General features: G+C 31.1%; 27 protein-coding genes. 17 read left to right on the top strand and 10 right to left on the bottom strand.

What is annotated here, in order from left to right; translation table 11 throughout:
* Nucleotides 1-204 precede the first annotated feature (204 nt).
* Nucleotides 205-615: an acyl-CoA thioesterase gene (locus PBN93_RS16290; RefSeq protein ID WP_271081144.1), complete on the top strand. Its 411-nt coding sequence runs from the start codon at nucleotides 205-207 to the stop codon at nucleotides 613-615.
* Here PBN93_RS16290 and PBN93_RS16285 read toward each other — a convergent pair.
* From PBN93_RS16285 to ribD, 4 genes are read right to left on the bottom strand one after another with little or no spacing between them, the layout of a single operon-like run.
* Nucleotides 612-1,220 carry an IMPACT family protein gene (locus tag PBN93_RS16285; protein ID WP_271081143.1) on the bottom strand — a complete coding sequence of 203 codons (609 nt, stop codon included), beginning with the start codon at nucleotides 1,218-1,220 and terminating at the stop codon, nucleotides 612-614. The genes PBN93_RS16290 and PBN93_RS16285 overlap by 4 nt on opposite strands.
* 1 nt (nucleotide 1,221) lies before the next feature.
* Nucleotides 1,222-2,082 (bottom strand): DMT family transporter, encoded by an 861-nt coding sequence (locus PBN93_RS16280; RefSeq protein WP_271081142.1) that lies wholly within the window; start codon nucleotides 2,080-2,082, stop codon nucleotides 1,222-1,224.
* Nucleotides 2,083-2,084: 2 nt separating this feature from the next.
* Nucleotides 2,085-2,687, bottom strand: coding sequence for an HAD-IA family hydrolase (locus tag PBN93_RS16275; protein WP_077402680.1), 603 nt, complete (start codon nucleotides 2,685-2,687; stop codon nucleotides 2,085-2,087).
* Nucleotides 2,680-3,732 carry a bifunctional diaminohydroxyphosphoribosylaminopyrimidine deaminase/5-amino-6-(5-phosphoribosylamino)uracil reductase RibD gene (ribD, locus tag PBN93_RS16270; protein WP_271081141.1) on the bottom strand — a complete coding sequence of 351 codons (1,053 nt, stop codon included), beginning with the start codon at nucleotides 3,730-3,732 and terminating at the stop codon, nucleotides 2,680-2,682. The genes PBN93_RS16275 and ribD overlap by 8 nt, the downstream gene beginning before the upstream one ends.
* A gap of 41 nt (nucleotides 3,733-3,773) precedes the next feature.
* On the opposite strand from ribD, the gene PBN93_RS16265 reads away from it, so the two are divergent.
* The 16 genes from PBN93_RS16265 (at nucleotide 3,774) to PBN93_RS16190 (ending at nucleotide 19,843) form a co-directional block, all read left to right on the top strand.
* Entirely contained in the window at nucleotides 3,774-4,259 is a 486-nt protein-coding gene (locus tag PBN93_RS16265; protein ID WP_077402686.1) for a GNAT family N-acetyltransferase, read from the top strand.
* Nucleotides 4,260-4,301: 42 nt separating this feature from the next.
* Complete coding sequence (prmC, locus tag PBN93_RS16260; RefSeq protein ID WP_271081140.1) at nucleotides 4,302-5,153, top strand: peptide chain release factor N(5)-glutamine methyltransferase; 852 nt, start codon at nucleotides 4,302-4,304, stop codon at nucleotides 5,151-5,153.
* Between the two features lie 71 nt (nucleotides 5,154-5,224).
* A complete protein-coding gene (gene ligA, locus PBN93_RS16255) occupies nucleotides 5,225-7,219 on the top strand; it encodes an NAD-dependent DNA ligase LigA (RefSeq protein ID WP_271081139.1) in 1,995 nt (664 codons plus the stop codon).
* A 171-nt stretch (nucleotides 7,220-7,390) separates the two neighbouring features.
* Nucleotides 7,391-7,921 carry a DUF6913 domain-containing protein gene (locus PBN93_RS16250; protein ID WP_271081138.1) on the top strand — a complete coding sequence of 177 codons (531 nt, stop codon included), beginning with the start codon at nucleotides 7,391-7,393 and terminating at the stop codon, nucleotides 7,919-7,921.
* Nucleotides 7,922-7,976: 55 nt separating this feature from the next.
* Nucleotides 7,977-8,867 (top strand): 4-hydroxy-tetrahydrodipicolinate synthase, encoded by an 891-nt coding sequence (gene dapA / locus PBN93_RS16245; protein ID WP_271081137.1) that lies wholly within the window; start codon nucleotides 7,977-7,979, stop codon nucleotides 8,865-8,867.
* Between the two features lie 141 nt (nucleotides 8,868-9,008).
* Nucleotides 9,009-9,821, top strand: coding sequence for an outer membrane protein assembly factor BamD (locus PBN93_RS16240; protein ID WP_077402696.1), 813 nt, complete (start codon nucleotides 9,009-9,011; stop codon nucleotides 9,819-9,821).
* A gap of 10 nt (nucleotides 9,822-9,831) precedes the next feature.
* Nucleotides 9,832-10,164 carry a DNA-directed RNA polymerase subunit omega gene (locus PBN93_RS16235; protein ID WP_013622851.1) on the top strand — a complete coding sequence of 111 codons (333 nt, stop codon included), beginning with the start codon at nucleotides 9,832-9,834 and terminating at the stop codon, nucleotides 10,162-10,164.
* A 2-nt stretch (nucleotides 10,165-10,166) separates the two neighbouring features.
* The gene (gene coaBC, locus PBN93_RS16230) at nucleotides 10,167-11,375 is read left to right on the top strand and encodes a bifunctional phosphopantothenoylcysteine decarboxylase/phosphopantothenate--cysteine ligase CoaBC (protein ID WP_271081136.1); all 1,209 of its coding nucleotides are present in this window, start codon (nucleotides 10,167-10,169) and stop codon (nucleotides 11,373-11,375) included.
* The gene (gene porD / locus PBN93_RS16225; RefSeq protein WP_077402701.1) at nucleotides 11,368-12,258 is read left to right on the top strand and encodes a type IX secretion system protein PorD; all 891 of its coding nucleotides are present in this window, start codon (nucleotides 11,368-11,370) and stop codon (nucleotides 12,256-12,258) included. The genes coaBC and porD overlap by 8 nt, the downstream gene beginning before the upstream one ends.
* Nucleotides 12,259-12,310: 52 nt before the next feature.
* Nucleotides 12,311-13,963 (top strand): DNA repair protein RecN, encoded by a 1,653-nt coding sequence (gene recN, locus PBN93_RS16220; protein ID WP_271081135.1) that lies wholly within the window; start codon nucleotides 12,311-12,313, stop codon nucleotides 13,961-13,963.
* A 65-nt stretch (nucleotides 13,964-14,028) separates the two neighbouring features.
* Nucleotides 14,029-14,844, top strand: a complete 816-nt coding sequence (locus tag PBN93_RS16215) for an enoyl-ACP reductase FabI (protein ID WP_013622847.1) — start codon at nucleotides 14,029-14,031, stop codon at nucleotides 14,842-14,844.
* Nucleotides 14,845-14,910: 66 nt separating this feature from the next.
* Complete coding sequence (locus tag PBN93_RS16210; protein ID WP_271081134.1) at nucleotides 14,911-15,912, top strand: glycosyltransferase; 1,002 nt, start codon at nucleotides 14,911-14,913, stop codon at nucleotides 15,910-15,912.
* Nucleotides 15,913-15,953: 41 nt separating this feature from the next.
* Complete coding sequence (locus PBN93_RS16205; RefSeq protein WP_271081133.1) at nucleotides 15,954-16,874, top strand: CdaR family protein; 921 nt, start codon at nucleotides 15,954-15,956, stop codon at nucleotides 16,872-16,874.
* Nucleotides 16,871-17,455, top strand: a complete 585-nt coding sequence (coaE, locus tag PBN93_RS16200; RefSeq protein WP_077402713.1) for a dephospho-CoA kinase — start codon at nucleotides 16,871-16,873, stop codon at nucleotides 17,453-17,455. The genes PBN93_RS16205 and coaE overlap by 4 nt, the downstream gene beginning before the upstream one ends.
* Before the next feature lie 82 nt (nucleotides 17,456-17,537).
* Entirely contained in the window at nucleotides 17,538-19,121 is a 1,584-nt protein-coding gene (locus tag PBN93_RS16195) for a sensor histidine kinase (RefSeq protein WP_077402716.1), read from the top strand.
* A 5-nt stretch (nucleotides 19,122-19,126) separates the two neighbouring features.
* The gene (locus PBN93_RS16190) at nucleotides 19,127-19,843 is read left to right on the top strand and encodes a response regulator transcription factor (protein WP_013622842.1); all 717 of its coding nucleotides are present in this window, start codon (nucleotides 19,127-19,129) and stop codon (nucleotides 19,841-19,843) included.
* Nucleotides 19,844-19,897: 54 nt separating this feature from the next.
* Here the strand turns inward: PBN93_RS16190 and miaA are convergent, their stop codons facing one another.
* Genes miaA through PBN93_RS16160 form a run of 6 tightly spaced genes read right to left on the bottom strand, consistent with a single transcriptional unit; the run spans nucleotide 19,898 to nucleotide 25,880 of the window.
* Complete coding sequence (miaA, locus tag PBN93_RS16185) at nucleotides 19,898-20,806, bottom strand: tRNA (adenosine(37)-N6)-dimethylallyltransferase MiaA (protein WP_271081910.1); 909 nt, start codon at nucleotides 20,804-20,806, stop codon at nucleotides 19,898-19,900.
* A 21-nt stretch (nucleotides 20,807-20,827) separates the two neighbouring features.
* Nucleotides 20,828-21,673, bottom strand: coding sequence for an ion transporter (locus tag PBN93_RS16180; protein WP_077402722.1), 846 nt, complete (start codon nucleotides 21,671-21,673; stop codon nucleotides 20,828-20,830).
* Between the two features lie 3 nt (nucleotides 21,674-21,676).
* A complete protein-coding gene (locus PBN93_RS16175) occupies nucleotides 21,677-23,041 on the bottom strand; it encodes an exonuclease domain-containing protein (RefSeq protein ID WP_271081132.1) in 1,365 nt (454 codons plus the stop codon).
* 20 nt (nucleotides 23,042-23,061) lie between these two features.
* Complete coding sequence (locus PBN93_RS16170; RefSeq protein WP_034645261.1) at nucleotides 23,062-23,730, bottom strand: YggS family pyridoxal phosphate-dependent enzyme; 669 nt, start codon at nucleotides 23,728-23,730, stop codon at nucleotides 23,062-23,064.
* A 14-nt stretch (nucleotides 23,731-23,744) separates the two neighbouring features.
* Entirely contained in the window at nucleotides 23,745-24,983 is a 1,239-nt protein-coding gene (locus PBN93_RS16165) for a DUF1015 domain-containing protein (protein WP_077402731.1), read from the bottom strand.
* Between the two features lie 6 nt (nucleotides 24,984-24,989).
* Nucleotides 24,990-25,880 (bottom strand): 3-hydroxybutyryl-CoA dehydrogenase, encoded by an 891-nt coding sequence (locus PBN93_RS16160; protein WP_271081131.1) that lies wholly within the window; start codon nucleotides 25,878-25,880, stop codon nucleotides 24,990-24,992.
* Nucleotides 25,881-25,882 lie beyond the last annotated feature (2 nt).

Genomic DNA, 25,882 nt, shown 5'->3' with positions numbered 1-25,882 from the left:
TATTAGATAATCTTTTTTTGGTTAGTATTGTGTTCTCTCTGAAAGAAAATACGGGGATGTTAACTTCCTTATCAGGGGTGGCAAATATGTGAACAAAATTTCTAAAAAAAAAATCAATTACTATTGAATTTGAAGTTTTTTTTTTGCATGTTGTAAGCATAGAATTTCCCATCCTTTAAATATATAATTTTTGTTGATATAATTATGCGAAAAAATAAAATTTCTTTTACTGTAAGATATGGAGAAACAGATCAAATGGGAGTGGTGTATCACGGTAACTACGCGCAATACCTAGAGTTGGGGAGGTTAAGTTGGTTAAAGGATTTAGATGTTTCCTACAAAAAAATGGAAGAAACCGGAGTTGTATTGCCAGTAATTTCCTTACAGATTAATTTTAAGAAATCTGCGCTTTATGATGACACTTTGACGGTGGTAACTAAGCTCAAAAAAAAGCCTTCTGTTAAGATAGAATTTGACTATGAAATTTACAATGAAAATGATGAATTGTTAGTAACAGCAAATACTGTTTTGGCATTCTTAAATAAAGAAACTAAAAAGCCTATAAAATGTCCAGAATATGTGTTAAAAAAGATTGATGAATTTTATGATTTTTAATCTTTAATTACAACATACTGCATGGTATTAAAAATTTCAAAAATTTCGTTAGCTTTTGTTTTTCTTACTGAAATTATGTAAACACAATTAGATTCTAACTTTTGACTTATAATGTCTAGTTTTTTTTGCTTAATAACTCTCATTACACTATTCATATCCTTATACGCAAAGGTAATTGTGTATAGTTTAGTTATTATTTTCTTTTTAATGTCTGCACTCTCAATTGCAAGTTGTGCGGCTGTTTTATATGCGCTAATTAAGCCACCAACACCTAATTTTGTCCCTCCAAAAATACGTACTACAACAACAAGTACATTTGTAAGGTTGTATGCTTGTATTTGTCCGTATATAGGTTGTCCGGCAGAGTTATTTGGTTCGCCATCATCATTTGCTCTATACCTAATGGTATCTGTTCCTAGTTGCCAGGCATAAGATGCGTGGTTTGCTGTGTGATGTTGCTTTTTTAAATCTTCGATAATAGGTTTAACATCATCCTCAGATGTTATAGGAAATACATAGCCAATAAATTTGCTTTTCTTTTCTTTAAAGAGAATTTCGGGACTTGGTTTATCTATGGTTAAATAAGTGTCTTTTTCTGTACTCATATTATATTGCCATTAAAATTATACTGCAAACTGCAAGTCCTATTCCTAGCCAGTTTTTAATGCTTAATTTTTCATTAAAAAAAACAATACCAATTAGTGTAGTAAATAAAACTATAGCAACATTATTAATTGTAAAAACTGTTGCGTTTGTAAAGTTGGAGCCTCTTAGCGCTTTAATTAGGTAATAAATAGAGAAAAAATTAGGTATGCCAAGACATATACCAGCTAATATATTTTTAAAATTTATTTTTAAAGGGTGTTTTTTGGTTCTAACTAATATAAAAAGCACACCAAATACACCTGCAGCTAAAAATATAAAGGAAGAAAATAAAGGGATTTTTGCATCGTTAACGTAAGCTTCTTCTAAATACTTAATGCTAATATCTATAGTGCCAGAACCTAAAAAAACTAAAAAAGGTAACAATAGTGTATTTTTTTTTATAGTGCTCTTATTTGTTTTGGTGGAGGCAAGGTAAACTGCGGCTAACGCTAATAGTATGCCTATTGTTTTTATATTGGTAAGTGTTTCATTATACAAAAAAACACCACCAATTACAGGCACTACCAAAGACATTTTAGTGGCCACAGATGTAACGGATACGCCTAAATTTTGAGATGTTTTTGCCATAATGTAAAATACAAGTATAAACAAAACACCTAAAAATAAAGCTCCTAAAAACCAAGGTTCATGTGTTAAATTTGTTGGGTTAATTGGTGCTTCGTAAAATAATAATCCTACCAAACAAGCAATAAAGTAGTTTGTTATTATGGCGTATAATGTTTGTATTTTAAAAATTTGAAAAAGCTTGAATATTACAAAAATTAAACTAGAGAATAAAATGCTAAGTATTAAGCTAATCATATTTATAACTTACTTTTTAGGTTAATGATATCTTCTTTGCCTACCTGTAAATTCCAGCTTTTAATGCCTAGTTTTTCTGCCGCAACTGTATTTTCTTTGGTATCATCAATAAAAAAAGTTTCTTCTGGCTTTAAGTTATTTTCTTTAAGTACAAATTCGTAAATAGCAGCGTTAGGTTTTCTAAAATTTATTAAATGCGACAAATAAAATTGTTCAAAACAGTTTTTAAATCTATTATATCTATCAATGCTCATATTTTCAATTACTTGTTTTATGTGTAACTCGTTGGTGTTACTAAGTAAAAACAGACGATAATTATTTTCATTGGCAAGTGTTTCAATAAATAATAAGCGCTCTTCAGGAAAATCTAAAATAATTTTGTTCCATGCATGTTTTAATTCTTGTGGTGTGGCAGCAGGAAAAATTTTGTTTGTTTTATTTATAAAATCATCAGAAGAAATTAACCCCTTTTCATAATTCTTCATTAATAAATCTAGCTCAGGGGTAATTTTGGTAAAACCAAATTTACTTAATTCTAATGCGGTAGCTGTTTTGTTCAGGTTTATAAAAATATCGCCAAAATCAAAAATTATATTCTTAATCATTATAGTAGGTCTTTAATGTATCGGTTTTAATAGTGTCTGTGCTTTTTAGCTTTCCTGTAAATTTTGGAGCTGCAATACCTTTATTAAAGTTTGTAATGCCAGTAAAAACACGTGCTTCATCCCAAAGGTTTTCGTTAATAAAGGTTTGTAGTGTTTTGGAGCCACCTTCAATAATTACGCTAAGTATATTGTGCTTATGTAGAATATTGCAAATTTGCATAGCTAAAGGTTTTTTAAAATTTACACTTTCGTAAATAATACCTTGTAGTTGTTTGTTTTTGCTAGACTCTTTTGTTATTACAATAGTTTTTACAGTCGTATTTAATATGTTTTTGCTTGCATCAACCTTTAAATTTTGATCTATAATAATTCTAGTAGGAGACTTTCCGTGCCAGTTTCTAACATCTAGTTTGGGATTGTCCTCTATAACTGTATTTGTGCCAACTAAAATACCTTGTTCTTCACTTCTCCATTGGTGTACAAGTTGTCTGGCTGCTTTTGTAGTTATCCAAAAAGGTTCTGGCGTGGCACTTCTTTTTTCTTGCAGTGGCGCAATAAAACCATCATTTGTTTCTGCCCACTTTAGTATAATATACGGCCTCTTTTTTTCATAAAAACATAAAAAACGCTTATGATGTTCTCTGCATTTTTTCTCTAAAACACCGGTTATTACATTGCACCCTGCGTTTTTAAGTTTTTTAATTCCGTTGCCAGACACTTTTTCATGCGGATCTTTTAACCCTATAATAATATTTGGTATTTTATGCTTAATAATTAAATCTGCACATGGCGGGGTTTTACCGTAATGAGAGCAAGGCTCTAAAGTAACATAAATGGTAGCCTCTTTTAAAACAGATTTATCTTTAACGTTATTTATGGCATTAACTTCTGCATGTGGACCCCCATAAGGAGAGGTAAAACCTTCTGCAATTATTCTATTATTATGTACAATTAATGCGCCAACCATAGGATTAGGAAAAGTAGAACCTAAACCGTTTTTGGCAATTTGTATGCAGCGTAAAATGTATTTTTCATGTATCTTCACTTCGCAAAAATAGAATAATATTAAGATATAGTTTTTGTTTTATGGATAATGTAGTTATTAGGCCAATTTTACAGAAAGATAATGCAGCTGTTGCAGAGGTAATTAGGCAAGTATTGGTAGATTTAGGAGTGCCAAAAGTTGGCACTGCCTATGCAGATAAATCCTTAGATTGTATGTATGAAAACTACAATGTACCTAAAGCAACATATTTTGTGGCGGAGCTAAACGGTAAAATTTTAGGATGTGCAGGAGTTGCACAATTAGAAAATTATGATAGTGATACCTGCGAATTGCAAAAAATGTACTTTTTAGAAGAAGCAAGAGGTAAAGGTTTAGGAAGTAAAATGATGGATGCTTGTATTTCTAAGGCGCGAGAATATCGTTTTAAAAAATGCTATTTAGAAACAATGCCATACATGAAAGATGCACAAAAACTATATAAAAAAACAGGTTTTAAATATATAGATTGCCGTATGGGGGATACAGGGCATTATTCATGTCCTGTTTTTATGTTATTAAATTTATAAGGGTAAGTCTGTAAAAAAATAATTAAGCCGCGGGTTTTAAGTATGTTATTAAAAGAAATTAAGAAAATTTACCATATAGAATTAGCAGCTATTTACCCGACACAAGAGGTAGATAGTTTTTTTTATATGACAATAGAGCATTATTTAAAACTAGATCGTTTTATACTAGCTTTACAACCTAATTATGTAATTAATAAAGAAGAAGAGGATGTTTTGTTTTTGGTAATTAATCAACTTAAAGAGCAAATTCCAATACAGTATATTTTAGGTGCCGCACATTTTATGGGTTTAAATTTTAATGTAAACTCTAATGTGTTAATACCCAGACCAGAAACAGAAGAGTTAGTAAGTTGGGTTTTAGATGAAGTAAATGTTGATGAGGAAATTACAATATTAGATATAGGTACTGGTAGTGGTTGTATAGCAATAACACTAGCTAAAAATTTGCCAAAAGCTAAGGTGTTTGCTTTAGATGTTTCTAAAGAGGCAATAAAGGTTGCGAAAAGTAATGCAGAAGTTAATTATGTAGATGTAACCTTTATAGAGAAGAATATTTTAGAAGAAATTAATTTAGCAGAAAAGTTTGATGTTGTTGTTTCAAATCCTCCATATGTTAGAGATTTAGAGAAAAGCGAGATGAGTGTAAATGTTTTAGAGCATGAGCCTAATTTAGCTCTTTTTGTTTCAGATACTAATCCATTAGTCTTTTACAAGGCTATCTCAAGTTTCTCTTTGAAGCATTTACGTAAAGATGGGAAATTATTTTTTGAGATTAATCAATATCTAGGTGAAAAAACAAAGCAACTTTTAGTAAATCATAACTATAAAAATATCTATTTAAAAAAAGATATTTTTGGTAATGATAGGATGTTAAAAGGACAGATAAATAGCTAAACTAAATACAATAAAAATATCAATTCAGTTTATCAGATAATGAATAAAGCTGAATTTAAAAAATAAACAAAATGTCTGTAAAAGAGCAAATTGAAGCATTACGTGACGAGCTGCGTAAACACAACCATAATTATTATGTTTTAGATACTCCAACCATATCAGATTATGATTTTGATTTAAAATTAAAGGAATTACAAGCATTAGAAGCTAAGCATCCAGAATTTTATGATGCTAATTCGCCTACACTACGTGTTGGAGGAGAAATTACTAAGAATTTTAATACAGTTGTGCATGAGCACAGAATGTATTCTTTAGATAACTCTTACTCTAAAGAAGATTTGTTAGATTGGGAAAAAAGGGTTGAAAAAATAATAGGAGATTCTAATATAGAATTTACGTGTGAGCTAAAGTATGATGGGGCTTCAATAAGTTTAACTTATGAAGATGGAAAATTAGTAAGAGCAGTTACTAGAGGAGATGGTTTTCAGGGTGATGAAGTAACTACGAATATTAAAACCATTAAATCAGTTCCATTACAATTAAAGGGAGACTACCCTGCTAAGTTTGATATAAGAGGGGAAATTGTATTGCCTTTTGAGGGGTTTAATAAAATGAATGAAGAGCGAATAGCAAACGGAGAAGATCCTTATATGAATCCTAGGAATACAGCGTCTGGTAGTTTAAAATTGCAAGATAGTTCTTTGGTTGCACAGCGCCCATTAGAGTGCTTATTATATAGTGTTGTTGGTGCAAATTTAAATATAGAAACACAGTTTGAAGCCTTAGAAAAAACACGCTCTTGGGGTTTTAAGGTGCCAACAGTTGCCAAGTTGTGTAAAAGTGTAGACGAGGTTATGGCATTTGTAGAATATTGGGATGTACATAGGCATGAGTTGCCTTATGAAACAGATGGTGTTGTTGTAAAAGTAAATACATTACGTTACCAAGAAGAGTTAGGGTATACTTCTAAATCTCCACGTTGGGCAATGGCTTATAAATTTAAAGCAGAGCAGGTTTCTACGGTTTTAAATGAAATAAGTTACCAAGTTGGTCGTACGGGAGCAATTACTCCTGTTGCTAATTTAGAGCCTGTTTTGTTGGCTGGCACTACGGTTAAAAGGGCTTCTTTGCACAATGCAGATCAAATAGAAAAATTAGATGTTAGAGTAGGAGATACTGTTTTTGTAGAAAAAGGAGGAGAGATAATCCCTAAAATTGTGGGTGTTAATTTAGAGGTAAGACCACAAGATTCTTTACCTACGCATTACATAGAACATTGTCCAGAGTGTAATACAGAATTAATTAGAACAGAGGGCGATGCAAAGCATTATTGCCCTAATGAATATGGTTGTCCGCCACAAATAACAGGTAAAATTCAGCATTTTATATCCAGAAAAGCAATGGATATAGATGGTTTAGGTAGTGAAACGGTAGAGTTATTGTTTAAAGAAGGATTAATAAAAAATTACGCAGATTTGTACACTCTAACAGTAGAGCAGTTGTTGCCTTTGGAGCGTATGGCAAAAAAATCTGCAGAAAATCTTGTAAAAGGTGTTGCTGCATCTGTAGAGATACCTTTTGAGCGTGTTTTGTTTGCGTTAGGTATACGTTTTGTTGGTGAAACTGTAGCTAAAAAATTAGCTAAAGCTTATAAAAACATAGATGCCTTAATGTATGCTTCTGCATTAGAGCTTGCTACCGTAGATGAAATTGGTGAGCGTATAGCTTCTAGTGTTGTTGAGTTTTTTCAGAATGAAATTAATTTAGATATCATAAATAGGTTAAAAAGTTACGGACTCCAGTTTCAGGTATCAGCAGAAAAACTTTTAAATCAAACTGAAAAATTAAAGGGTCAAACGTACGTTGTTTCTGGTGTTTTTGAAATGAGTAGAAATGACCTTAAAAAATTAATTGAGGATAACGGAGGTAAAGTAGGATCTTCCATTTCATCTAAAACAACCTTTTTAATTGCAGGAGATAAAATGGGTCCTAGTAAACGTACAAAGGCAGAGAGTTTAAATGTGCCAATTATTACAGAACAAGAATTTTTAGAAAAATTGACTTAATTTTTAACATTTGTAAGTGTTTTTATTTGAGGTGTTTATCTTTCTGTTTTTTATTTATATTTCGTTTTGTTATATTTACAACAAAATGTTTTATTTAAAAAACAAAGTAGCTTTGTATCTTTGTATTAAATTGTGCTAGATAATAATTACATTTGTGTAAATGTAAATTGCATGTTAAAAGGCATAAAAAATAAATTTAAGCGCAAGGCTGCTGTTAAATTTTTAAACGACAACAAAAACAAGCGTATAGCCTGTTCTAGGGTTGAAAAAGGAATTGCTAAAGTTGGTTGTATAGTAGATTTAGATAATGTGCCAGATGGTACAATATTTAATGAGTTTATAAAGGAATTTTCATTACAGCCAAACGCATTAAAAATAATAGGGTATAAGGCAGAGCATGATAAAAACTCGCCTTACTCAACACCTGTTTTTTCTGAAGAAGATTTAGGTTGGGGAGCAAAAATAGAAAATAGTTACGCATTAGAATTTTTAGATAATGAGTATGATATGCTAATAAGCTATTATACAGAAGAAAATTTACTATTGCAATTAATGACTATGCAATCCAAAGCCAGATTAAAAGTTGGTTTTGGTGAAATTGATGAGAATTTAAATGATTTAATCTTAAATATACCAAATAAAGATTTTAGCATTTTTAAAAATGAATTGAGAAAGTATCTCTCGGTTTTAAATGAAATATAATAAGAACGTACTACTTATGGCGCGTTCTTAAATTTTGATTACTAAATTTATACGTGTGAAAGAATTAGTTGGTACTGGTGTTGCACTAGTTACACCTTTTAAGGAAGATTTGTCTGTAGACGTTACAGCATTAAAAAATATTGTTGAATACAATATAGCTAATGGTATTAATTACTTAGTGGTTTTAGGTACCACAGGAGAACCGGCAACGCTAACGGAAGAAGAAAAACAGTTGGTTATAGATACTGTTGTTAAGGTTAATGCAGGTAGGTTACCTTTAGTTTTAGGGGTTGGCGGAAATAATACAATGGCAGTAGTTGCAGAGTTAAAAAGTAGAGATTTAAGCAATTTTGTGGCTGTATTATCTGTTTCTCCTTATTATAATAAACCAACTCAAGAAGGGATTTATCAACATTTTAAAGCCATTTCCCTAGCATCCCCAAAGCCAGTAATCTTATATAATGTACCGGGTAGAACAGGTAGTAATATGTTGCCATCTACTACGGTTAGGTTAGCAAAAGACTTTAGTAACATAGTTGCTATAAAAGAAGCATGCGGAGATATGGTTCAAATACTGTCTATTGTAAAAGATAAACCAAAAGATTTTATGGTAATTTCTGGAGACGATTTTACGGCCTTGTCTACTGTCTTAGCAGGAGGGTCTGGAGTAATTTCTGTTATAGGACAAGGTATTCCGGCAGAGTTTTCTAAAGTTATTTCTCTTGGTTTAGAAAACAATGCAGCAGAAGCTCATCTGTTATACAACACTTTGCATGACGTTATAGATTATATATTTAAAGAAGGAAACCCTGCAGGTATTAAAGCTATTTACCAAAACCTAGGCTTGGCTACAGCAAAAGTTAGACTTCCTTTACTTGAGGCAACACCAGAACTAAAGTCAACAATAAATACATTTATGAATAGCTTTAATAAGCAATTAGCTTAGATATTCGCAATTTTAATGAAATTTTAAGTTAAAACTTAGCCAAAAACTACGGTTAACAATATTCACATTCCTATTTTAGCGGTATAAAAAATGTTTTTTATATCCGTATATAATGACTAATTTTGCAAAATGTTTTTAAGAATGAAGAAATTATTACCACTTTTATTGTTGGTGTTAGTCTTAGGCTCTTGTAGTGAATACCAAAAGGTATTAAAAAACCAAGACGTTAAGGCTAAGTATGAAATGGCCGAAGAGTTTTATGATAAGGGCGATTTTAAAAGAGCAAACCGTTTATTAGAACAAATAGTTTCTAATTACATAGGTAAGCCACAAGGAGAGCGTGTAATGTTTTTTCATGCAAATAGTTATTATCAAATTAAAGATTATAATAACGCAGGATATCAGTTTGAGCGTTTTGTAAAAGCATATCCTAGAAGTGAAAAAGTTCAGGAAGCTTCTTTTTTAGGAGCAAAGAGTTATTCTTTTTTATCGCGTAAATATTCTTTAGATCAGACAGATACTGATAAGGCTTTGTTAAAGATACAAAACTTTATAAACACGTACCCAGATTCTGAATATTTACCTGAAGCAAACGAAATTGCAGCTGCTTTAACTAGAAAAAAAGAGAAGAAAGCATTAGAAATAGCTAAACAATTTACTAAATTAGGTGAGTTTTATGATTTAGAATACTCTATTTCTGCAATAAAAGCATTAGAAAACTTTATGTTAGATAATCCTGGATCTATATATAAAGAAGAAGCATTGTATTACAAGGCGCTTGCAGCTTATAATTTAGCAATAAATAGTCATCCTAGTAAAAAGGAAGAGCGTTTAAAGGCTGCTAATGAAGCTAATGGTAAGTTAATGAAAACTTTTCCAGAAACAGAGTTTGCTAAAAAAGCAAATAATATGAAGGAAAGATTAGATAAAGAATTACAAAATTATTCAAAATAAATATTAGGCTATGAATATGAACGACTTGAAAAATTCAAAAGCAGCTGTATCTACAACTACAATTAATAAAAATGAGTTTGATGCTGGTACAGGAAATATATATGAAGCAATTTCTATAGTTTCTAAAAGAGCAATACAGATTAACTCTGATATTAAAAAAGAACTTTTAGAGAAGTTAGAAGAATTTGCTACGTACAATGATAGTTTAGATGAAATTTTTGAAAACAAGGAGCAAATTGAGGTTTCTAAGTTTTATGAAAAATTACCAAAACCACACGCTTTAGCAGTAACAGAGTGGTTAGAGGATAGAATATACCACAGAAACACAGCGAAAGACTCATAAAAATGTTAGGTGGTAAAAATATCCTTTTAGGAATAACCGGAGGTATTGCCGCATATAAAACAACATTTCTTGTTCGCTTATTAATAAAAGCTGGCGCTAACGTTAAAATTATTTTAACGGATAGCGCCAGCTCTTTTGTTTCTCCTCTTACCTTAGCTACGCTATCAAAAAATCCTGTATTAACATCTTTTGTTAGTGAGGATAAAGAAGAAGGAACATCTTGGAACAATCACGTTGAAATGGGGTTATGGGCAGATATTATGGTTATTGCTCCGGCAACAGCAAATACTTTGTCTAAAATGGCAAATGGTGTTTGTGATAACTTATTGCTTGCAACATATTTGTCTGCTAAATGTCCCGTTTTTTTTGCTCCTGCAATGGATTTGGATATGTACAAGCATCCGTCTACTTTAGGTTCGTTTAACAAATTAAATTCATTTGGTAATATTATTATTCCTGCTGGAAGTGGTGAGTTGGCTAGTGGTTTACATGGAGAAGGAAGAATGGCAGAACCTGAAGAAATTGTTAAGCATTTAAAACAATTTTTAAATTCTGGTTTGCCTCTAAGTGGTAAAAAAGTGGTTATAACAGCAGGCCCTACATATGAGGCTATAGACCCTGTGCGTTTTATTGGTAATCATTCCTCTGGTAAAATGGGGTATGAGCTTGCTTTGGCGGCTGCAAATAAAGGAGCTAAAGTAGTTTTAGTTTCTGGCCCATCACACCTAACTATTTCGCATGATAATGTTACACTTGTACGTGTAAAATCTGCAGATGAAATGTATACAGAGGTGCATAAGCATTATGCAAAAGTAAATATAGCTATTTGCGCAGCTGCAGTAGCAGATTATAAACCTAAAACTATAGCAGATCAAAAAATAAAAAAGAATGATGCTGAAATGCAGATAACTCTTGTAAAAAACAAGGATATCTTATTTTCTTTAGGAGAGCAAAAAGAGCATCAATTTTTGGTTGGCTTTGCATTAGAGACACAAAATGAGATAGAAAATGCCACTAAAAAGCTAAAAAAGAAGAATTTAGATATTATAGTGCTTAATTCTTTAAATGACAAAGGTGCTGGTTTTGGCAAATCAACCAATAAAATAGCTATTATAGATAAGAAATTAAATATAAAAACGTTTGAACTTAAGAGTAAGGCAGATGTTGCCTTAGATATTGTAAATGAAATTATTATAAAGACTAATGTATAAACTTGTAATTGCTTTTTTTTGTTTTGCTATTTTTTCTTCTGCTACAGCACAAGAATTAAATTGTACAGTTACGGTAAACTCAGAGCAAGTAGGGCAAACCAACCAGCAGGTATTTAAAACATTAGAACGTGCACTTAATGATTTTATGAATAAAACTAAATGGACAAACCGTGTTTTTAAAGAGCAAGAGCGCATAAATTCCAGAATGTTCATTACAATTACAGAATACTCATCAAGTAGTTTTAAAGCCAATATACAAATACAGTCTTCTAGGCCAGTTTTTAATACTTCTTATGAAACTCCTATATTTAATTATAAAGACAATCAGTTTAATTTTAACTATATAGAGTTTCAGCCTTTAGTTTATAATCAAAATACATTTGATTCTAACCTTGTAGGAGTCATGTCTTATTACGCATATATTATTCTTGGTTTAGATGCAGATAGTTTTGCGTTAGAAGGAGGTACAGAATATTTTAAAAAAGCACAAGGTATTGTTACACAGGCACAAGGTAGTAGTGCTGCAGGTTGGAGCCAGTCTTCTAGTGAAAGAACTCGTTTTGAATTGGTAGATAATATTTTATCTAATGCTTACAGGGAGTATAGAGTTGCAATGTATAATTACCATAGGAAAGGTATGGATGTACTTGCAGATAATAATAGTACAGGTAAACAAGTAATTTCGGGTACATTACGTCTGCTATCTACTATAGCAAAACGTAGAACAAATGCTTTTGTATTGCAAACTTTTTTTGATGCAAAATCTGATGAAATTGTAAGTATATTTTCTGATGGACCTAAAATGGATGTTGTAAAACTAAAAGAAGTTTTAAATACAGCAGCACCTTTTTATTCTAGTACGTGGAATAAAATAAAATATTAACCTTCGCTTTTTATATTATAATTATATTTGGTGTAATTTTTAATTACACAAATTGTTAGTATCACTTTCTATAAAAAATTACGCCTTAATAGACCATTTAAATGTGTCTTTTACAAACGGTTTTACCGTAATAACTGGTGAAACTGGAGCAGGAAAATCTATATTGTTAGGTGGCTTAGCTTTGGTATTGGGTAAACGTGCAGATTTATCATCATTAAGAGATAAGGAAAAAAAATGTGTTATAGAGGCAGAGTTTTCTATAGGCAAATATAATCTTGAGCCTTTTTTTAAGGAGAATGATGTAGATTATGAGGAGCGTACCATTATTAGAAGAGAAATATTGCCTAGCGGTAAGTCTAGAGCTTTTATTAATGATTCACCTGTAAAATTAACTATACTCTCTACATTAGGAGATAGTTTAATAGATGTGCACTCACAAAATCAAACACTGCAACTAGGAGATAATGCCTATCAATTTAAAGTTATAGATGGTTTAGCTTCTAACGTCCCATTATTAAAAAAATATGAGGAAAGTTTGCGTCAGTTTAAAAAGGAAACTAAAGTTTTAGAACAATTGCAGCTTGCTAAACAAGAAGGGATAAAAGAACATGATTACAACACTTTTTTACTAAGTGAATTACAAGCCGCTCCTTTAAAAGAAGGAATTTTAGAAGATTTAGAAGAGCAGTATGAGCAGCTAAATAATGTAGAAAACATTATGGAGCACTTGTCTAAAGGTCATCAGTTAATAGCAGATGAACAAGTTGGTATTTTAACTTTGTTAGCAGAGTTAAAGCAAGCTTCAAATAAGTTAGCAAGCTTTGGTTCTCAGTTTACTAATTTAAATGAGCGTGTACAATCTATTTTTATAGAGGTTAATGACATTTTTGAAGAGTTTGAAAGTTTAGAGAATACTGTAGAAGCTAATCCAAACTTGTTAGAAGAAGTAAATGCAAAACTCCAATTATTGTATGATTTGCAAAAAAAACATGGTGTATTAGAGGTTAGTGAGCTTTTAAAAATAAAAGAAGAATTAGCATTAAAAGTTGATGCAACAGAAAATATAGATGCTACAATAAAAGAAAAAGAGGAAGAGATTGCTGCACAAGAAAAAGCACTAAATACAATATGTGCTAAAATTACAAAGCAACGTAAAGCAATAATTCCAGAGCTTAAGCAACAATTAGAGTCTATTTTGGCGTCATTAGGTATGCCAAGTGCCGAGTTTAAAATTGAAATAAATAAAACAGAAAGTTTTACATATAATGGTAAAGATGAGTTGGTTTTTCAATTCTCTGCTAATAAAGGATCTGGTTTTGGAGAGCTAAAAAAGGTAGCGTCTGGTGGGGAGCTTTCTCGTATAATGTTAGCCATTAAAGCAGTGTTAGCTAAATATGAAGATTTGCCAACATTAATGTTTGATGAAATTGACACAGGTGTATCTGGTGAAATATCTAACAGAATGGGAGTTATTATGCAGGAAATGAGTAGTAGTATGCAAATATTTTCTATTACACATTTACCACAAGTAGCATCTAAGGGTAACCATCATTATAAAGTTTACAAAGAAGATAAAAATAACGTAACGCACACGCAAATGAAGCAACTAACTACAGAAGAAAGAGTAGTAGAGTTGGCTGAAATGTTGGGAGGAAAAGATTTGTCGGATTCTGCTATTGCACACGCAAGGCAGTTATTAAATTAGAAGCATTGCATTCTACTTTTTTTGAATATCTTTACGCGCACATAAATTACCAAAATAAATAGCAAATGGCATACAATTTATTAAAAGGAAAAAGAGGTATTATATTTGGAGCATTAGATGAAAACTCTATAGCTTGGAAAACTGCAGAAAGAGTACACGAAGAAGGTGGTACTTTTGTGTTAACTAACGCACCAATAGCAATGCGTATGGGGCAAATTAAAGAGTTAGCAGAAAAAACAGGATCAGAAATTATACCTGCAGATGCAACTAGCGAAGAAGACTTAAATAATTTGGTGGCTAAGGCTACAGAAATTTTAGGTGGTAAGTTAGACTTTGTTTTACATTCTATTGGGATGTCTGTAAACGTAAGAAAAGGGCGTGCTTATACAGATGAGAAGTATGATTTTACAGCCAAAGGATGGGATGTTTCTGCATTGTCTTTTCATAAAGTAATGCAAAGTTTGTATAAAGCAGATGCAATGAACCAGTGGGGAAGTATTGTAGCTTTAACTTATATGGCAGCACAACGTACTTTTCCAGATTATAATGATATGGCAGATAATAAAGCCTATTTAGAGTCTGTTGCACGTAGTTTTGGTTATTTCTTTGGTAAAGAAAAACAGGTGCGTGTTAATACAATTTCGCAGTCGCCAACTCCAACAACAGCTGGTCAAGGTGTTAAAGGTTTTGGTGGTTTTATTGCTTACGCAGACAAAATGTCTCCGTTAGGTAATGCAACTGCTCAAGATTGTGCAGATTATACAGTTTCGTTATTCTCAGATTTAACAAAGAAAGTAACTATGCAAAACTTGTTTCATGATGGAGGTTTCTCTAATACAGGAGTTAGCCAAGAGGTAATAGAGCACTTTACAGAAGAATAAATATAATATAATATAGTAAAAGCCATCCTTTTTTTGGGGTGGCTTTTATGTTTACAGTGGTACTACATGAATTTTTTGTTTTCTTTTATAGTTCCGGTTTATAACAGACCAAATGAAATTAGAGAGTTGTTGCAAAGTTTAGAGCAACAAACCTATACTAAACCGTATGAGATAGTTATTGTAGAAGATGGTTCTACTATAAGCTCAGAAGAAGAAGTATCTCACTTTTCTAGTTTACCAATATCTTACTATAAAAAAGAAAATTCAGGGCCTGGAGATTCTAGAAATTACGGAATGCGCAAAGCAAAAGGTAATTACTTTATTGTATTAGATTCAGATTGTATTTTACCACCACATTATTTAGAAACTGCCGAAGCATCATTACAAAAAAACTATGTAGACTGTTATGGTGGTCCAGATGCTGCTCATGAGTCTTTTTCTACGGTTCAAAAAGCTATTAATTACGCTATGACATCTTTTTTTACAACAGGTGGTATTCGTGGAGGTAAAAAGGCGGTAGATAAGTTTCAGCCACGTAGTTTTAATATGGGAATTTCTAAGGTAGCTTTTGAAAAAACTGGCGGTTATGGCAATATTCACCCGGGTGAAGATCCAGATTTAACCATTAGAATTTGGAACAACGGTTTTGCTACTAAATTAATTCCAGAAGCTTATGTGTATCATAAACGTAGAATAGATTGGAATAAGTTTTACATTCAGGTAAATAAGTTTGGTATGGTTCGTCCTATCTTAAACAAATGGCATCCACAAACAGCAAAAATTACCTATTGGTTTCCAGCTTTATTTTGTTTTGGATTTATAGTGTCATTATTAGCCTCATTTTTTGGTTTACCTTGGTTTTTATATGGTTATGGTTTATACTTTAGCTTGTTGTTTGTAGATTCGTTATTAAAAAATAAAAGTATAGCAATAGCATTACTATCTTTGGTTGCTGTTGTAATACAATTTGTTGGGTATGGTTACGGCTTTTTAAAGTCTACTTTAACTTTAAACTCAAGTAAAAAAAGTGCGCAAGAGTTATTTCCAAAATTATTTTTTAAATTATAAAGGTGTTAAGTAAAATAAAAAGCGGTTTAAATAAACGAAAAGTGAAAATATTTTCACTCTTTTTGCTATGTGCCACAATGGCTTGGTTTATTAGTAATTTATCCGATTCTTACACAGCAAATACATACTTCAATTTAGAATATGTAAACGTACCCGATAGCTTATTTTTTGCTCAAAAACATCAAACCCAAGTGCAAGTTAAAGTGCATGCTGGTGGTTTTCAGTTGTTGCGTTTAAATATTTTTAGAAAAAATATAAAAATAGACTTATCTAATGTAGAAGAAAAAGAAGACAAGTATTTTTTAAGGCAATCTGTTTTTAGAAAACAAATAGAGCAGCAATTGTCAAACTCATTGTCTTTAACAGAAGTTGGTTTTAGTGATACCTTATATATTGACCTCTATAAATTACATACAAAGAAAGTGCCTGTTTTAGCAAATATTAAAGTAGATATGGCACAGAATTATGTGTTAGAAAAAGGTATAAAAATAACTCCAGACTCTATAAAGGTATCTGGACCTAAATCTGAGATAGACACTATTGTAAACGTAACAGCAGAGGATTATAATTTTAGAGATGTGTCATCAAATATTAGTAAAACATTACCGTTAATACTGCCTCAGAATTTAGCTAATTCTAAGTTTTCGGATAATGAAGTTGTTGTTTCTGGAGAGGTATTTCGTTTTTCAGAAAAGTTAATTACGGTGCCCGTTACAGTATTAAATTTACCAAATGATATAAGTATCAGAACTTTTCCTAGCGAGGTATCTATCTTATGTAAAGCAAATGTAGAAGTATTAAAAAAAATTACGGCAACGGATTTTAGTTTAACGGCAGATTTTAATGAGTATGTAGATGAAAATTCGCCAATATTAAAATTAAGTCTTACTAAAAAACCGGAAGGTGTTTATAGCGCAAAGTTAAAAGAAGAATCTGTAGAATTTATTTTAAACAGAAAATGAAAATAGTAGGTTTAACAGGTGGTATAGGTAGTGGAAAAAGCACTGCGGCTAAAATGTTTGCAAACTTAGGTGTGCCTGTATATAATTCCGATACAGAGGCAAAAAAAATAATGCATACCTCTGCTAATGTAAAAGAACAAATTATAAAGTTACTTGGTGAAGAAGCTTATCAAAATGGTGTTTTAAATAGAGAGTATATAGCTCAAGAAGTTTTTTCTAATGCTAATTTATTAGAGCAATTAAATGCTATTGTACACCCAGCTGTAAGAGCACATTTTTTAGAATGGGCTAAAAAACAAAACGCACCTTATGTTATACAAGAAAGTGCAATTATATTTGAGAATAACAACCAAAATTTTTATGACTACATAATTTTGGTAACAGCACCCTTAGAAGTCAGAATAGACAGAATAATAAAAAGGGATAATACTACACGAGAAAAGATTCTTTCTAGAATGGACAATCAATGGACAGATGAAAAGAAAGAAAAAATGTCTGATTTTAAGTTAATAAATGAAGATATTGTAAAGTTAAAGTTAAAAATTAAAGAAATTCATTGTATATTAAGGGAGTTGTCTTAATAATCGTTAAAGTTTAACTATTAGTGTTAAGGTTAGGTTAAACCGGACAGACTATATATGTTAAAATCTTAATTTTGCCCAAATGAACAAGAAGTTATTGGTTATACTTATTGTATTGATGACCTTGTCTTTGCTAGGAATTATTTTTGTTCAAGCATATTGGATTAAAAAATCTATAGAAGACAAAGAGGAGCAATTTTATCAGACCGTTTCACAGGTTTTAGATAATGTAGCAAGTAAGATAGAGACTAGAGAGGTTAATGAATACGGAAATAAGTTAATAGCACTAAAAGATAGTGTTGGTAAACCATCTGAGTTTCAAATTAGAGACATCTTTTTTAAAGAAGTGGATGAAGACTCTAGAGAAGTAACCATTTACAATCATGGAATATTAAAAGAGAATTACAATATTCCACCTTCGTTCTTTGACAATGATCTTTTTAATGATAGTACAACAACTATTACCAGTTATACTAGTAAAACTGTAGAAACCGTTTTTAAGGAAAATTTTGGTATGGATGGTAAAGGATACAGTTTTACTCCAATTAAAACCATAACAAAATTTGGAGATATATCTAGGTTTGAGCGACTGCAATTTGAAGAAATGTTTAGAGATGCAGCCAATAAAAAACCTATGTATAAAAGAGTTTCTAAAGAAGAAATTAGGTATTCTTTGGAAGAAGAATTTAAAAACAGAAAAATAGATATAGATTTTGAATTTGGTATTTATAGTAAAGGATTGCCAACCTCTGTAAAATCTAGAAAGTTTAAGTTTGATCCTGAAACTGTTAATAGAACACCAATTTTTAGGGATAGCGAAGGAAAAACAGATTTTTCTTTATTGGTATCGTTTCCAGAGAAAAAAGAATATTTAATTGGTTCTATTTTAGGAATGGCAGTAATAACATTCTTATTTACAACTATTATATTAATTACTTATGTTGGTGCTATTTACCAGTTAATTAGACAGAAAAAAATATCTGAAATTAAAACTGATTTTATTAACAATATGACGCATGAGTTTAAAACTCCTATTGCAACTATAAACTTAGCAGTAGAGGCTATTAAAAACCCGGGCACTATTGGAGATAAAGAAAAAGTTGGGAGGTACCTGCAAATGATTAGGGATGAAAATAAACGAATGCATGCACAGGTTGAAAACGTTTTACGTATATCTAAATTAGAAAAAAACCAATTAGATATAAGTAAGGAAAGGGTAGATGTACACGACATAATTGAAGACGCTATTACACATGTAGAATTAATTGTAGATGATAGAGGTGGTTATATTAATACACACCTAAATGCAAAACGTACAGATGTTTTAGCTAATGAAATGCATTTTACTAATGTACTAGTAAATGTTATGGACAATGCTATTAAATATTCTCCAGAGGCACCAAAAATAGATGTGTATACAGAGAGTACAAAAAATAGTATTTTAATAAAAATAAAAGATCAAGGTTCAGGAATGAGCAAAGCTGTTCTTAAAAAAGTTTTTGAAAAATTTTATAGAGAACATACAGGAGATATACATAATGTAAAAGGGCACGGCTTAGGGCTTGCCTATGTAAAAAAAATAATAGATGATCACCAAGGTGAAGTATATGCAGAAAGCGAAAAAGGAAAAGGAAGCACTTTCTACATTAAATTACCTATAATTTAATAGATATGGAAACAGTAAACAAGAAAATACTTTTGGTAGAGGACGATCCAAATTTTGGAATTGTACTTAAAGATTATTTAGGAATGAATAATTTTGACGTTGTTTTAGCTAAAAACGGAATGGAAGGTTTTGAAAAATTCAAAAAAGACATTTATGATGTTTGTATTTTGGATGTGATGATGCCTTACAAGGACGGGTACACGCTAGCAAGGGAAATTAGAGAAAAAAATGAAAACGTACCAATTGTTTTTCTTACTGCAAAAACAATGAAAGAAGATGTGTTAAAAGGCTATAAAGCTGGAGCAGATGATTATTTAAATAAGCCTTTTGACTCTGAAGTTCTTTTAATGAAGCTTAAAGCTATTTTACAAAGAAAGTCTTCTAATACAATGGCAGACAGTAAAAAGTTTGAGTTTACTATTGGTGATTTTAAATTAAACTCTAAACTTAGATTTTTAAAGTATAAAGAAGAAGAAGCTGTTAAATTATCTCCTAAAGAAAACGACCTTTTACGTTTATTGGCTTTGCATGAAAATGATTTAATGCCAAGAGAATTGGCGTTAACTAAAATTTGGAGAGATGATAACTATTTTACATCTAGAAGTATGGATGTTTATATAGCTAAACTTAGAAAGTATTTAAAGAAAGATGAGAATGTTGAAATACTTAACATTCACGGTGAAGGTTTCCGTTTGGTAATTAAAACTGAGGAAGAGTCTTAATATTTAATTCTTTTTACAATATACTAAAAACCACCCTTTAAGAGGGTGGTTTTTTTATGCTTGTAGTTTATCTTCAATTATTGTAATAATGTCTTTTGGATCATCATTAAAATTTATCCAAAGTGTTTCTTTATTTTTTTTAAACCAAGTAAGTTGTCTTTTGGCAAATCTTCTGGTATTCTTTTTAATTTCAGATAGTGCAAACTCCAAAGTCCAATTTTCATTAAAAAACATAAATAACTCTCTGTAGCCAACAGTTTGTAGCGCATTTAGGTTTTGGTGTTTAGTTAATGCCTTAGCTTCATCTACTAAGCCGTTTTGCACCATGATATCTACCCTTTTGTTAATTCTTTCATATATAATTTCTCTATCAGCCTTAATGCCAACGGTAATTGTGTTAAACGGTCTTTTCGGTTTTTTTTGATTTAAAAAAGTAGAGTAGGGCTTGCCAGAACCAATGCATACCTCTAAAGCTCTAATTAACCTATGTGGGTTATCTTGGTCTACTTTGGTATAATATTCTGGGTCTAAAGCTTGTAGTTTGGTTTGTAAAGCAGTAACACCTTTTTCTTCAAATAGCGAGTTTAAATCTGCCCTAACACTAGCATCTATTTTAGGAAAACTATCTAAGCCTTTGGTTACAGCATCTACATACAAACCACTACCACCAACCAATATTACAATATCATTTTCTTTAAAAAGTTGATCTAATTTGATAAGAGCCTCTTTTTCATAGTCGCCAACGGAATATGGTTCTAAAATGCTTTTATGTTGAATAAAGTGATGTTGTGCAGCGGCAAGTTCATCAGTATCTGGTACAGCAGTGCCAATAGCCATCTCTTTAAAAAACTGACGAGAGTCTGCAGAAATTATGTGTGTTTTAAAATGTTGTGCAAGCGTAATTGCCAATTTTGTTTTACCAATTGCGGTAGGGCCTACCACAGCTATTAAAGTTTTAGTAATCACTATGCTATTTTTTCTATTTTAATCATTCTCTTCTTGGCTTAACTTGTAGCCACATTTTCTGCAATAGTCAGCATCAGATCTCTTAATTTCACAGCTGCAATTTGGACAAGATCTTCCTTCGTCCATTGTTTTGTTTGGGTTTATGTTAGATGCGTACTCGGCAGATACAATACCTGTAGGTACAGCAATAACTCCGTAACCAATAATCATTATTAAAGTGGCTAAAAATTGTCCCATTGGTGTTTCAGGAGAAATATCTCCATAGCCAACGGTAGTTAGCGTTACAATGGTCCAGTATACACTGTGTGGTATACTATTAAAACCGTGTTCTGGTCCTTCAATTAAGTACATTAAAGTACCAAGTAGTACAGATATTATTAATACAAAAAATACAAACACAGATATTTTTGTTCTACTAGCTCTTAAGGCGTTAATTAGCTTATTAGACTCACCCACAAAACGCACTAGTTTTAATATTCTAAATACACGTAGTAAACGTAAAGCTCTAAAAGCTGTTAAGTATTGTGAGCCAACAAAAAAGAAAGCTAAGTATTTAGGAATAGTCGATAAAAAATCTATGATACCAAAAAAACTAAAAATATATTTTTTAGGTTTGTTAATACAAATTACTCGTAATGCATATTCTATAGAAAATAAAATAGTTACTACCCATTCAGATATATTTAAAAACTCATGGTACTTAGTATCAAAACGAGGTACACTCTCTAGCATTACTATTATAACGCTATAGACAATTAATACAAGCAATAAAATATCAAACAACTTACCTGCAGGTGTATGCGTGCCGTAAATTATTTCATGAATTTTAGCTTTCCAATTTTTAGATGGTCTTTCGTTTTTCAATGGTTAGTTTAATTGTATTTGTTGTACTCTTTTATTTTTTCTTAGATAAGCTAATATTAGGTGAATGGTATTTGGGGTACTCGTCATATTAGTAATAATAGATTCTAATATATGAATATTATTTATTTGATGGTTTAAATTGTAATAGCCGTAACCTTTAAATTTTCCGTCTTTAATTAAAATAGCAGAATACTCGCCTATTTCTCTGCCTTTATCTTTTATTAATACGTTTTTACCAATTAAGCTATATGTTTTAATTACTTCTTGTGCTCTTGCGTTATACGTTTCTGTAGCCTCTTTTTTTATACAAGCTCCATTACATTTTCCGTCTTCATAATTACCACAGTTGGTTTTTGCTTCAGAAATAAGGTTTACTTTTTTACATAAGGTAAACTCCTTTGTTATTTTATGAACAAAATTTTTAGCAGCAATGTAGCTACTAAAAGTACCAATTGTATGGTCTGTTGTAGTAGTTTTTTCAATAAAAAAATAAAGGTATCCATCTTTATTTTCTTTTACAAAAATACCATAGTTAAAAAGTTTTTTACGTAAACTACTATTGTATTTAGGCTTAACTTTACGCAATTCTTCGTTTTCTTTTAGTGTAGCAATTAGGTCGTTTCCTGTTTTTTCAAAAGTAACTTTACGTGTTTGTTTTTGTAGTTTTTTTGCAACGTTAGAAACACCTGTAAAGTGTTTATTTACTTTTTTCTTGATATCTGTAGATCTACCTAAAAAAATTAAATCACCATCTTTGTCATACATATAATAAACACCTGTATCATTAGGTAATTGTTCTACAAGGTTTATTTGTCTGTCTGATAGCTCTCCCATAGAGCCCTCTTTAATAACAGTTTTAATAATACTTTTATTAGTGTCTTTTGCAAGCAGTAACTTAAATAATTGGAGCGTTGCTAATGCGTCTCCGTTTGCTCTATGCCTATCACTAACAGGTATGCCTAAAGAGCGTACAAGTTTTCCTAAGCTGTATGATTCTTTGTCTGGTATAAGTTCTTTAGATAAGTTAACAGTACATAATGTTTTACGTTCAAAATTATAGCCTAAACGTCTAAATTCTGTTCTTAGAATTCTGTAGTCAAACTGTGCATTATGTGCTACAAGAACTGCGTCTTCAGTTATTTCCACAATACGTTTGGCAATTTCATAAAACTTAGGAGCGGTACGTAGCATTTTGTCATTAATGCCAGTAAGTTTTACTACAAAAGGCTGTATTTCTTTTTCTGGATTAACTAAACTAATAAATTTATCTACAACCTTATGGCCATCAAACCTATGAATAGCAATCTCTGTTATTCCTTCTTCATTAAATTTACCACCTGTGGTTTCAATATCTAAGATTACGTACATTAAATTTGTTTAGCCTGTTGTTATATATAATTTCTGCTACCAAAAATACTACTTCCTATACGTACCATTGTACTTCCTTGGTCTATAGCAATTTTATAATCGCCACTCATACCCATAGATAGTATTTTTACATCTAAGTTAGTAGATTTTGTGCTTTGTAAGGAAGAGAAAACCTCTTTTAACGTACCAAACTCTTTTTTTACTTGGTTTTGGTTGTCTGTAAAAGTAGCCATACCCATTAAACCAACCACTTTAATGTTTTCTAATGTTTTAAAAACATCAGAAGATACAAGGCTATTTAGTTCTTCTAAATCTAGACCAAACTTTGTGCTTTCTTCTGCAATATGCATTTGTAATAAGCAATTAATTACTCTGTTATGTTTTTTTGCTTGCTTATTAATTTCTTTTAATAGTTTTAAACTGTCTACACCGTGTATTAAAGACACATATTCAGCCATATATTTTACCTTATTGGTTTGTACGTGACCAATCATATGCCATTGTATGTCTTTTGGCATCACTTCCCATTTCTGGGTCATTTCCTGAATTTTATTTTCGCCAAATATACGCTGTCCAGCAGCATAGGCTTCTTCTAAATCTGAAACAGGTTTTGTTTTAGATACAGCTACAAGTGTAACCGTTTCTGGTAAGCTATTTTTAATTTCTAGTAAAGACTGTTTAATTGACATAATTTTAATTAAAACTAAAATTCATAAATGGTAACACCGCTTCTTAATTTTGGTTCTATAAAAGTGCTTTTTGGAGGCATTTTTAAACCGTCATCTGCAATGCTTTTTAATTCTTCAATATTGGCAGGTATCATACCAAAACCAACTCTAAATTTACCACTATCTATTTTATTAACTAAACTTACAATTTCTTTTTTACCACTTAAGTAGTCTATTCTATTATTTTTACGAACATCTGTAATGCCAAGAATAGGTTTTAAAATGGTATTGTATAGTAATTGCGCATCTAATTTATCTAAAGAATTTTTAAACGTATAAATAGATTTACGTAGGTGTAATGAATAAAATTCACCATCTAAATACATGCTAAAATGATGTTTTTTATTTGGTTTATATGGTATAGCACCTCTGTTTTCTATACGGTAAATAGCATCTAATTGTATTAAAAACTCTTCTTTAGTTAAACCATTAAGATCTTTAACCAACCTATTAAATTCGTGTATTTTAAGCTCGGACTCAGGAATAAAATAACTCATAAAATAGTTATAATTCTCTGTGCCATTATGTGTTTTGTTTTGTTCTTTACAGTCTAAACATAGTAATTCTGATGACGAAGATCTGTGGTGACCATCTGCAATATATAATGTTGGTATATTATTAAAAGCATTAATAATGGCACTTATAGCTTCTTTTTCTGTAATAAGCCAAAGGTAATGCGTGTCTCTGTACGTTGTTGTAAACTCATATTCTGCACGCTCTTCTTGTTTCTTTTTTATGATAGAAGAAACCTCTGTATTGTCTGGATAAGTAATAAGTACTGGCTCTGCATTAAAACCAACAGTTTTTAAATAGTCTTTAAAAACAACCTCTTTGCTAGCAATAGTATCTTCATGCTTTTTAATGATGTTATTTTTATAATCTTCTACGCTTGCGGCACCAACAATGCCATTAAAAACTTGATTATCTCTGTCTACAACTTTATAAATGTAAAAATAAGGAGAAGCATCTTGTGTAAAAACACCATCTTCTTTAAATTCTGAATACCTATTTTTTACCAATTGGTAACGCGCTACACCAGATATTTCTTTATCATACTTATAACCAGGGTTAACAATATGTAAAAAAGAGTAAGGGTTGTGGTCTAGTCTGGCTTCACGTTCTGCCTGAGTATAACTTTGGTAAGAACGTGAAGCTACTAAACTAACTTTATCTCTTGTTGGGCGTACTGCTTTAAAAGGTTTAATATTTGCCAATGCTAATTATTTTGCAAATTGAGAAGCTACTTTTTCTGCTTTTCTAGATTCTGAATAATCGTAAAAACCTTCTCCAGATTTTACACCTAATTTTTTAGCCATTACCATATTTACTAAAAGTGGACAAGGTGCGTATTTTGGATTTTTAAAACCATCATACATTACGTTTAAAATACTTAAACAAACATCTAAACCAATAAAATCTGCCAATTGTAATGGTCCCATTGGGTGCGCCATACCTAATTTCATAACGGTATCAATTTCTTCTACACCGGCAACGCCATTGTATAGAGTTTCAATGGCCTCGTTAATCATTGGCATTAAAATTCTGTTTGCTACAAAACCAGGATAATCATTAACCTCTGTAGGTGTTTTGCCTAGTTTGGTAGACAATTCCATAATAGTGGTAGTAACCTCGTTAGACGTGTTGTAACCTCTAATAATCTCTACCAATTTCATAATAGGTACAGGGTTCATAAAGTGCATACCAATTACTTGTTTTGGCCTATTAGTTACCGCAGCAATTTGTGTAATAGAGATAGATGATGTATTTGTAGCTAAAATTGTTTTAGCATCACAAATAGCGTCTAAATCTTTAAAAATTTTAAGCTTTAAGTCTACATTTTCTGTAGCAGCTTCTACTACTAAATCTACACCATTAACACCATCTGCAAGTACAGTGTGTAGTGTAATGTTAGCTAGAGTATTGTTTTTATCTGCTTCAGATATTTTTTCTTTAGCAACCATTCTATCTAAATTTTTAGTAATGGTAGCTAAACCTTTATCTAAAGATGCTTGTGCAATATCTATTAAATTAACCTTATAATTATTTTGTGCAAAAACGTGGGCAATACCGTTACCCATTGTACCTGCTCCTATAACTGCTATATTTTTCATTT

The sequence above is a fragment of the Cellulophaga omnivescoria genome, from assembly GCF_027915275.1.
Classification (GTDB): Bacteria; Bacteroidota; Bacteroidia; order Flavobacteriales; family Flavobacteriaceae; genus Cellulophaga; species Cellulophaga omnivescoria.
The sequence above is the reverse complement of the archived record's forward strand: the minus strand, read 5'-3'. Positions and strand labels throughout refer to the sequence as shown.

Coding starts and splice junctions, on each gene's coding strand:
- PBN93_RS16275 (WP_077402680.1), bottom strand. CDS start 2,687: ATGATTAAGAATATAATTTTTGATTTTGGCGATATTTTTATAAACCTG.
- coaBC (WP_271081136.1), top strand. CDS start 10,167: ATGTTAGGTGGTAAAAATATCCTTTTAGGAATAACCGGAGGTATTGCC.
- PBN93_RS16175 (WP_271081132.1), bottom strand. CDS start 23,041: ATGTACGTAATCTTAGATATTGAAACCACAGGTGGTAAATTTAATGAA.
- porD (WP_077402701.1), top strand. CDS start 11,368: ATGTATAAACTTGTAATTGCTTTTTTTTGTTTTGCTATTTTTTCTTCT.
- PBN93_RS16285 (WP_271081143.1), bottom strand. CDS start 1,220: ATGAGTACAGAAAAAGACACTTATTTAACCATAGATAAACCAAGTCCC.
- PBN93_RS16235 (WP_013622851.1), top strand. CDS start 9,832: ATGAATATGAACGACTTGAAAAATTCAAAAGCAGCTGTATCTACAACT.
- PBN93_RS16250 (WP_271081138.1), top strand. CDS start 7,391: ATGTTAAAAGGCATAAAAAATAAATTTAAGCGCAAGGCTGCTGTTAAA.
- PBN93_RS16190 (WP_013622842.1), top strand. CDS start 19,127: ATGGAAACAGTAAACAAGAAAATACTTTTGGTAGAGGACGATCCAAAT.
- PBN93_RS16280 (WP_271081142.1), bottom strand. CDS start 2,082: ATGATTAGCTTAATACTTAGCATTTTATTCTCTAGTTTAATTTTTGTA.
- PBN93_RS16160 (WP_271081131.1), bottom strand. CDS start 25,880: ATGAAAAATATAGCAGTTATAGGAGCAGGTACAATGGGTAACGGTATT.
- PBN93_RS16290 (WP_271081144.1), top strand. CDS start 205: ATGCGAAAAAATAAAATTTCTTTTACTGTAAGATATGGAGAAACAGAT.
- PBN93_RS16240 (WP_077402696.1), top strand. CDS start 9,009: ATGAAGAAATTATTACCACTTTTATTGTTGGTGTTAGTCTTAGGCTCT.
- PBN93_RS16195 (WP_077402716.1), top strand. CDS start 17,538: ATGAACAAGAAGTTATTGGTTATACTTATTGTATTGATGACCTTGTCT.
- PBN93_RS16210 (WP_271081134.1), top strand. CDS start 14,911: ATGAATTTTTTGTTTTCTTTTATAGTTCCGGTTTATAACAGACCAAAT.
- PBN93_RS16170 (WP_034645261.1), bottom strand. CDS start 23,730: ATGTCAATTAAACAGTCTTTACTAGAAATTAAAAATAGCTTACCAGAA.
- PBN93_RS16265 (WP_077402686.1), top strand. CDS start 3,774: ATGGATAATGTAGTTATTAGGCCAATTTTACAGAAAGATAATGCAGCT.
- PBN93_RS16215 (WP_013622847.1), top strand. CDS start 14,029: ATGGCATACAATTTATTAAAAGGAAAAAGAGGTATTATATTTGGAGCA.
- coaE (WP_077402713.1), top strand. CDS start 16,871: ATGAAAATAGTAGGTTTAACAGGTGGTATAGGTAGTGGAAAAAGCACT.
- prmC (WP_271081140.1), top strand. CDS start 4,302: ATGTTATTAAAAGAAATTAAGAAAATTTACCATATAGAATTAGCAGCT.
- ligA (WP_271081139.1), top strand. CDS start 5,225: ATGTCTGTAAAAGAGCAAATTGAAGCATTACGTGACGAGCTGCGTAAA.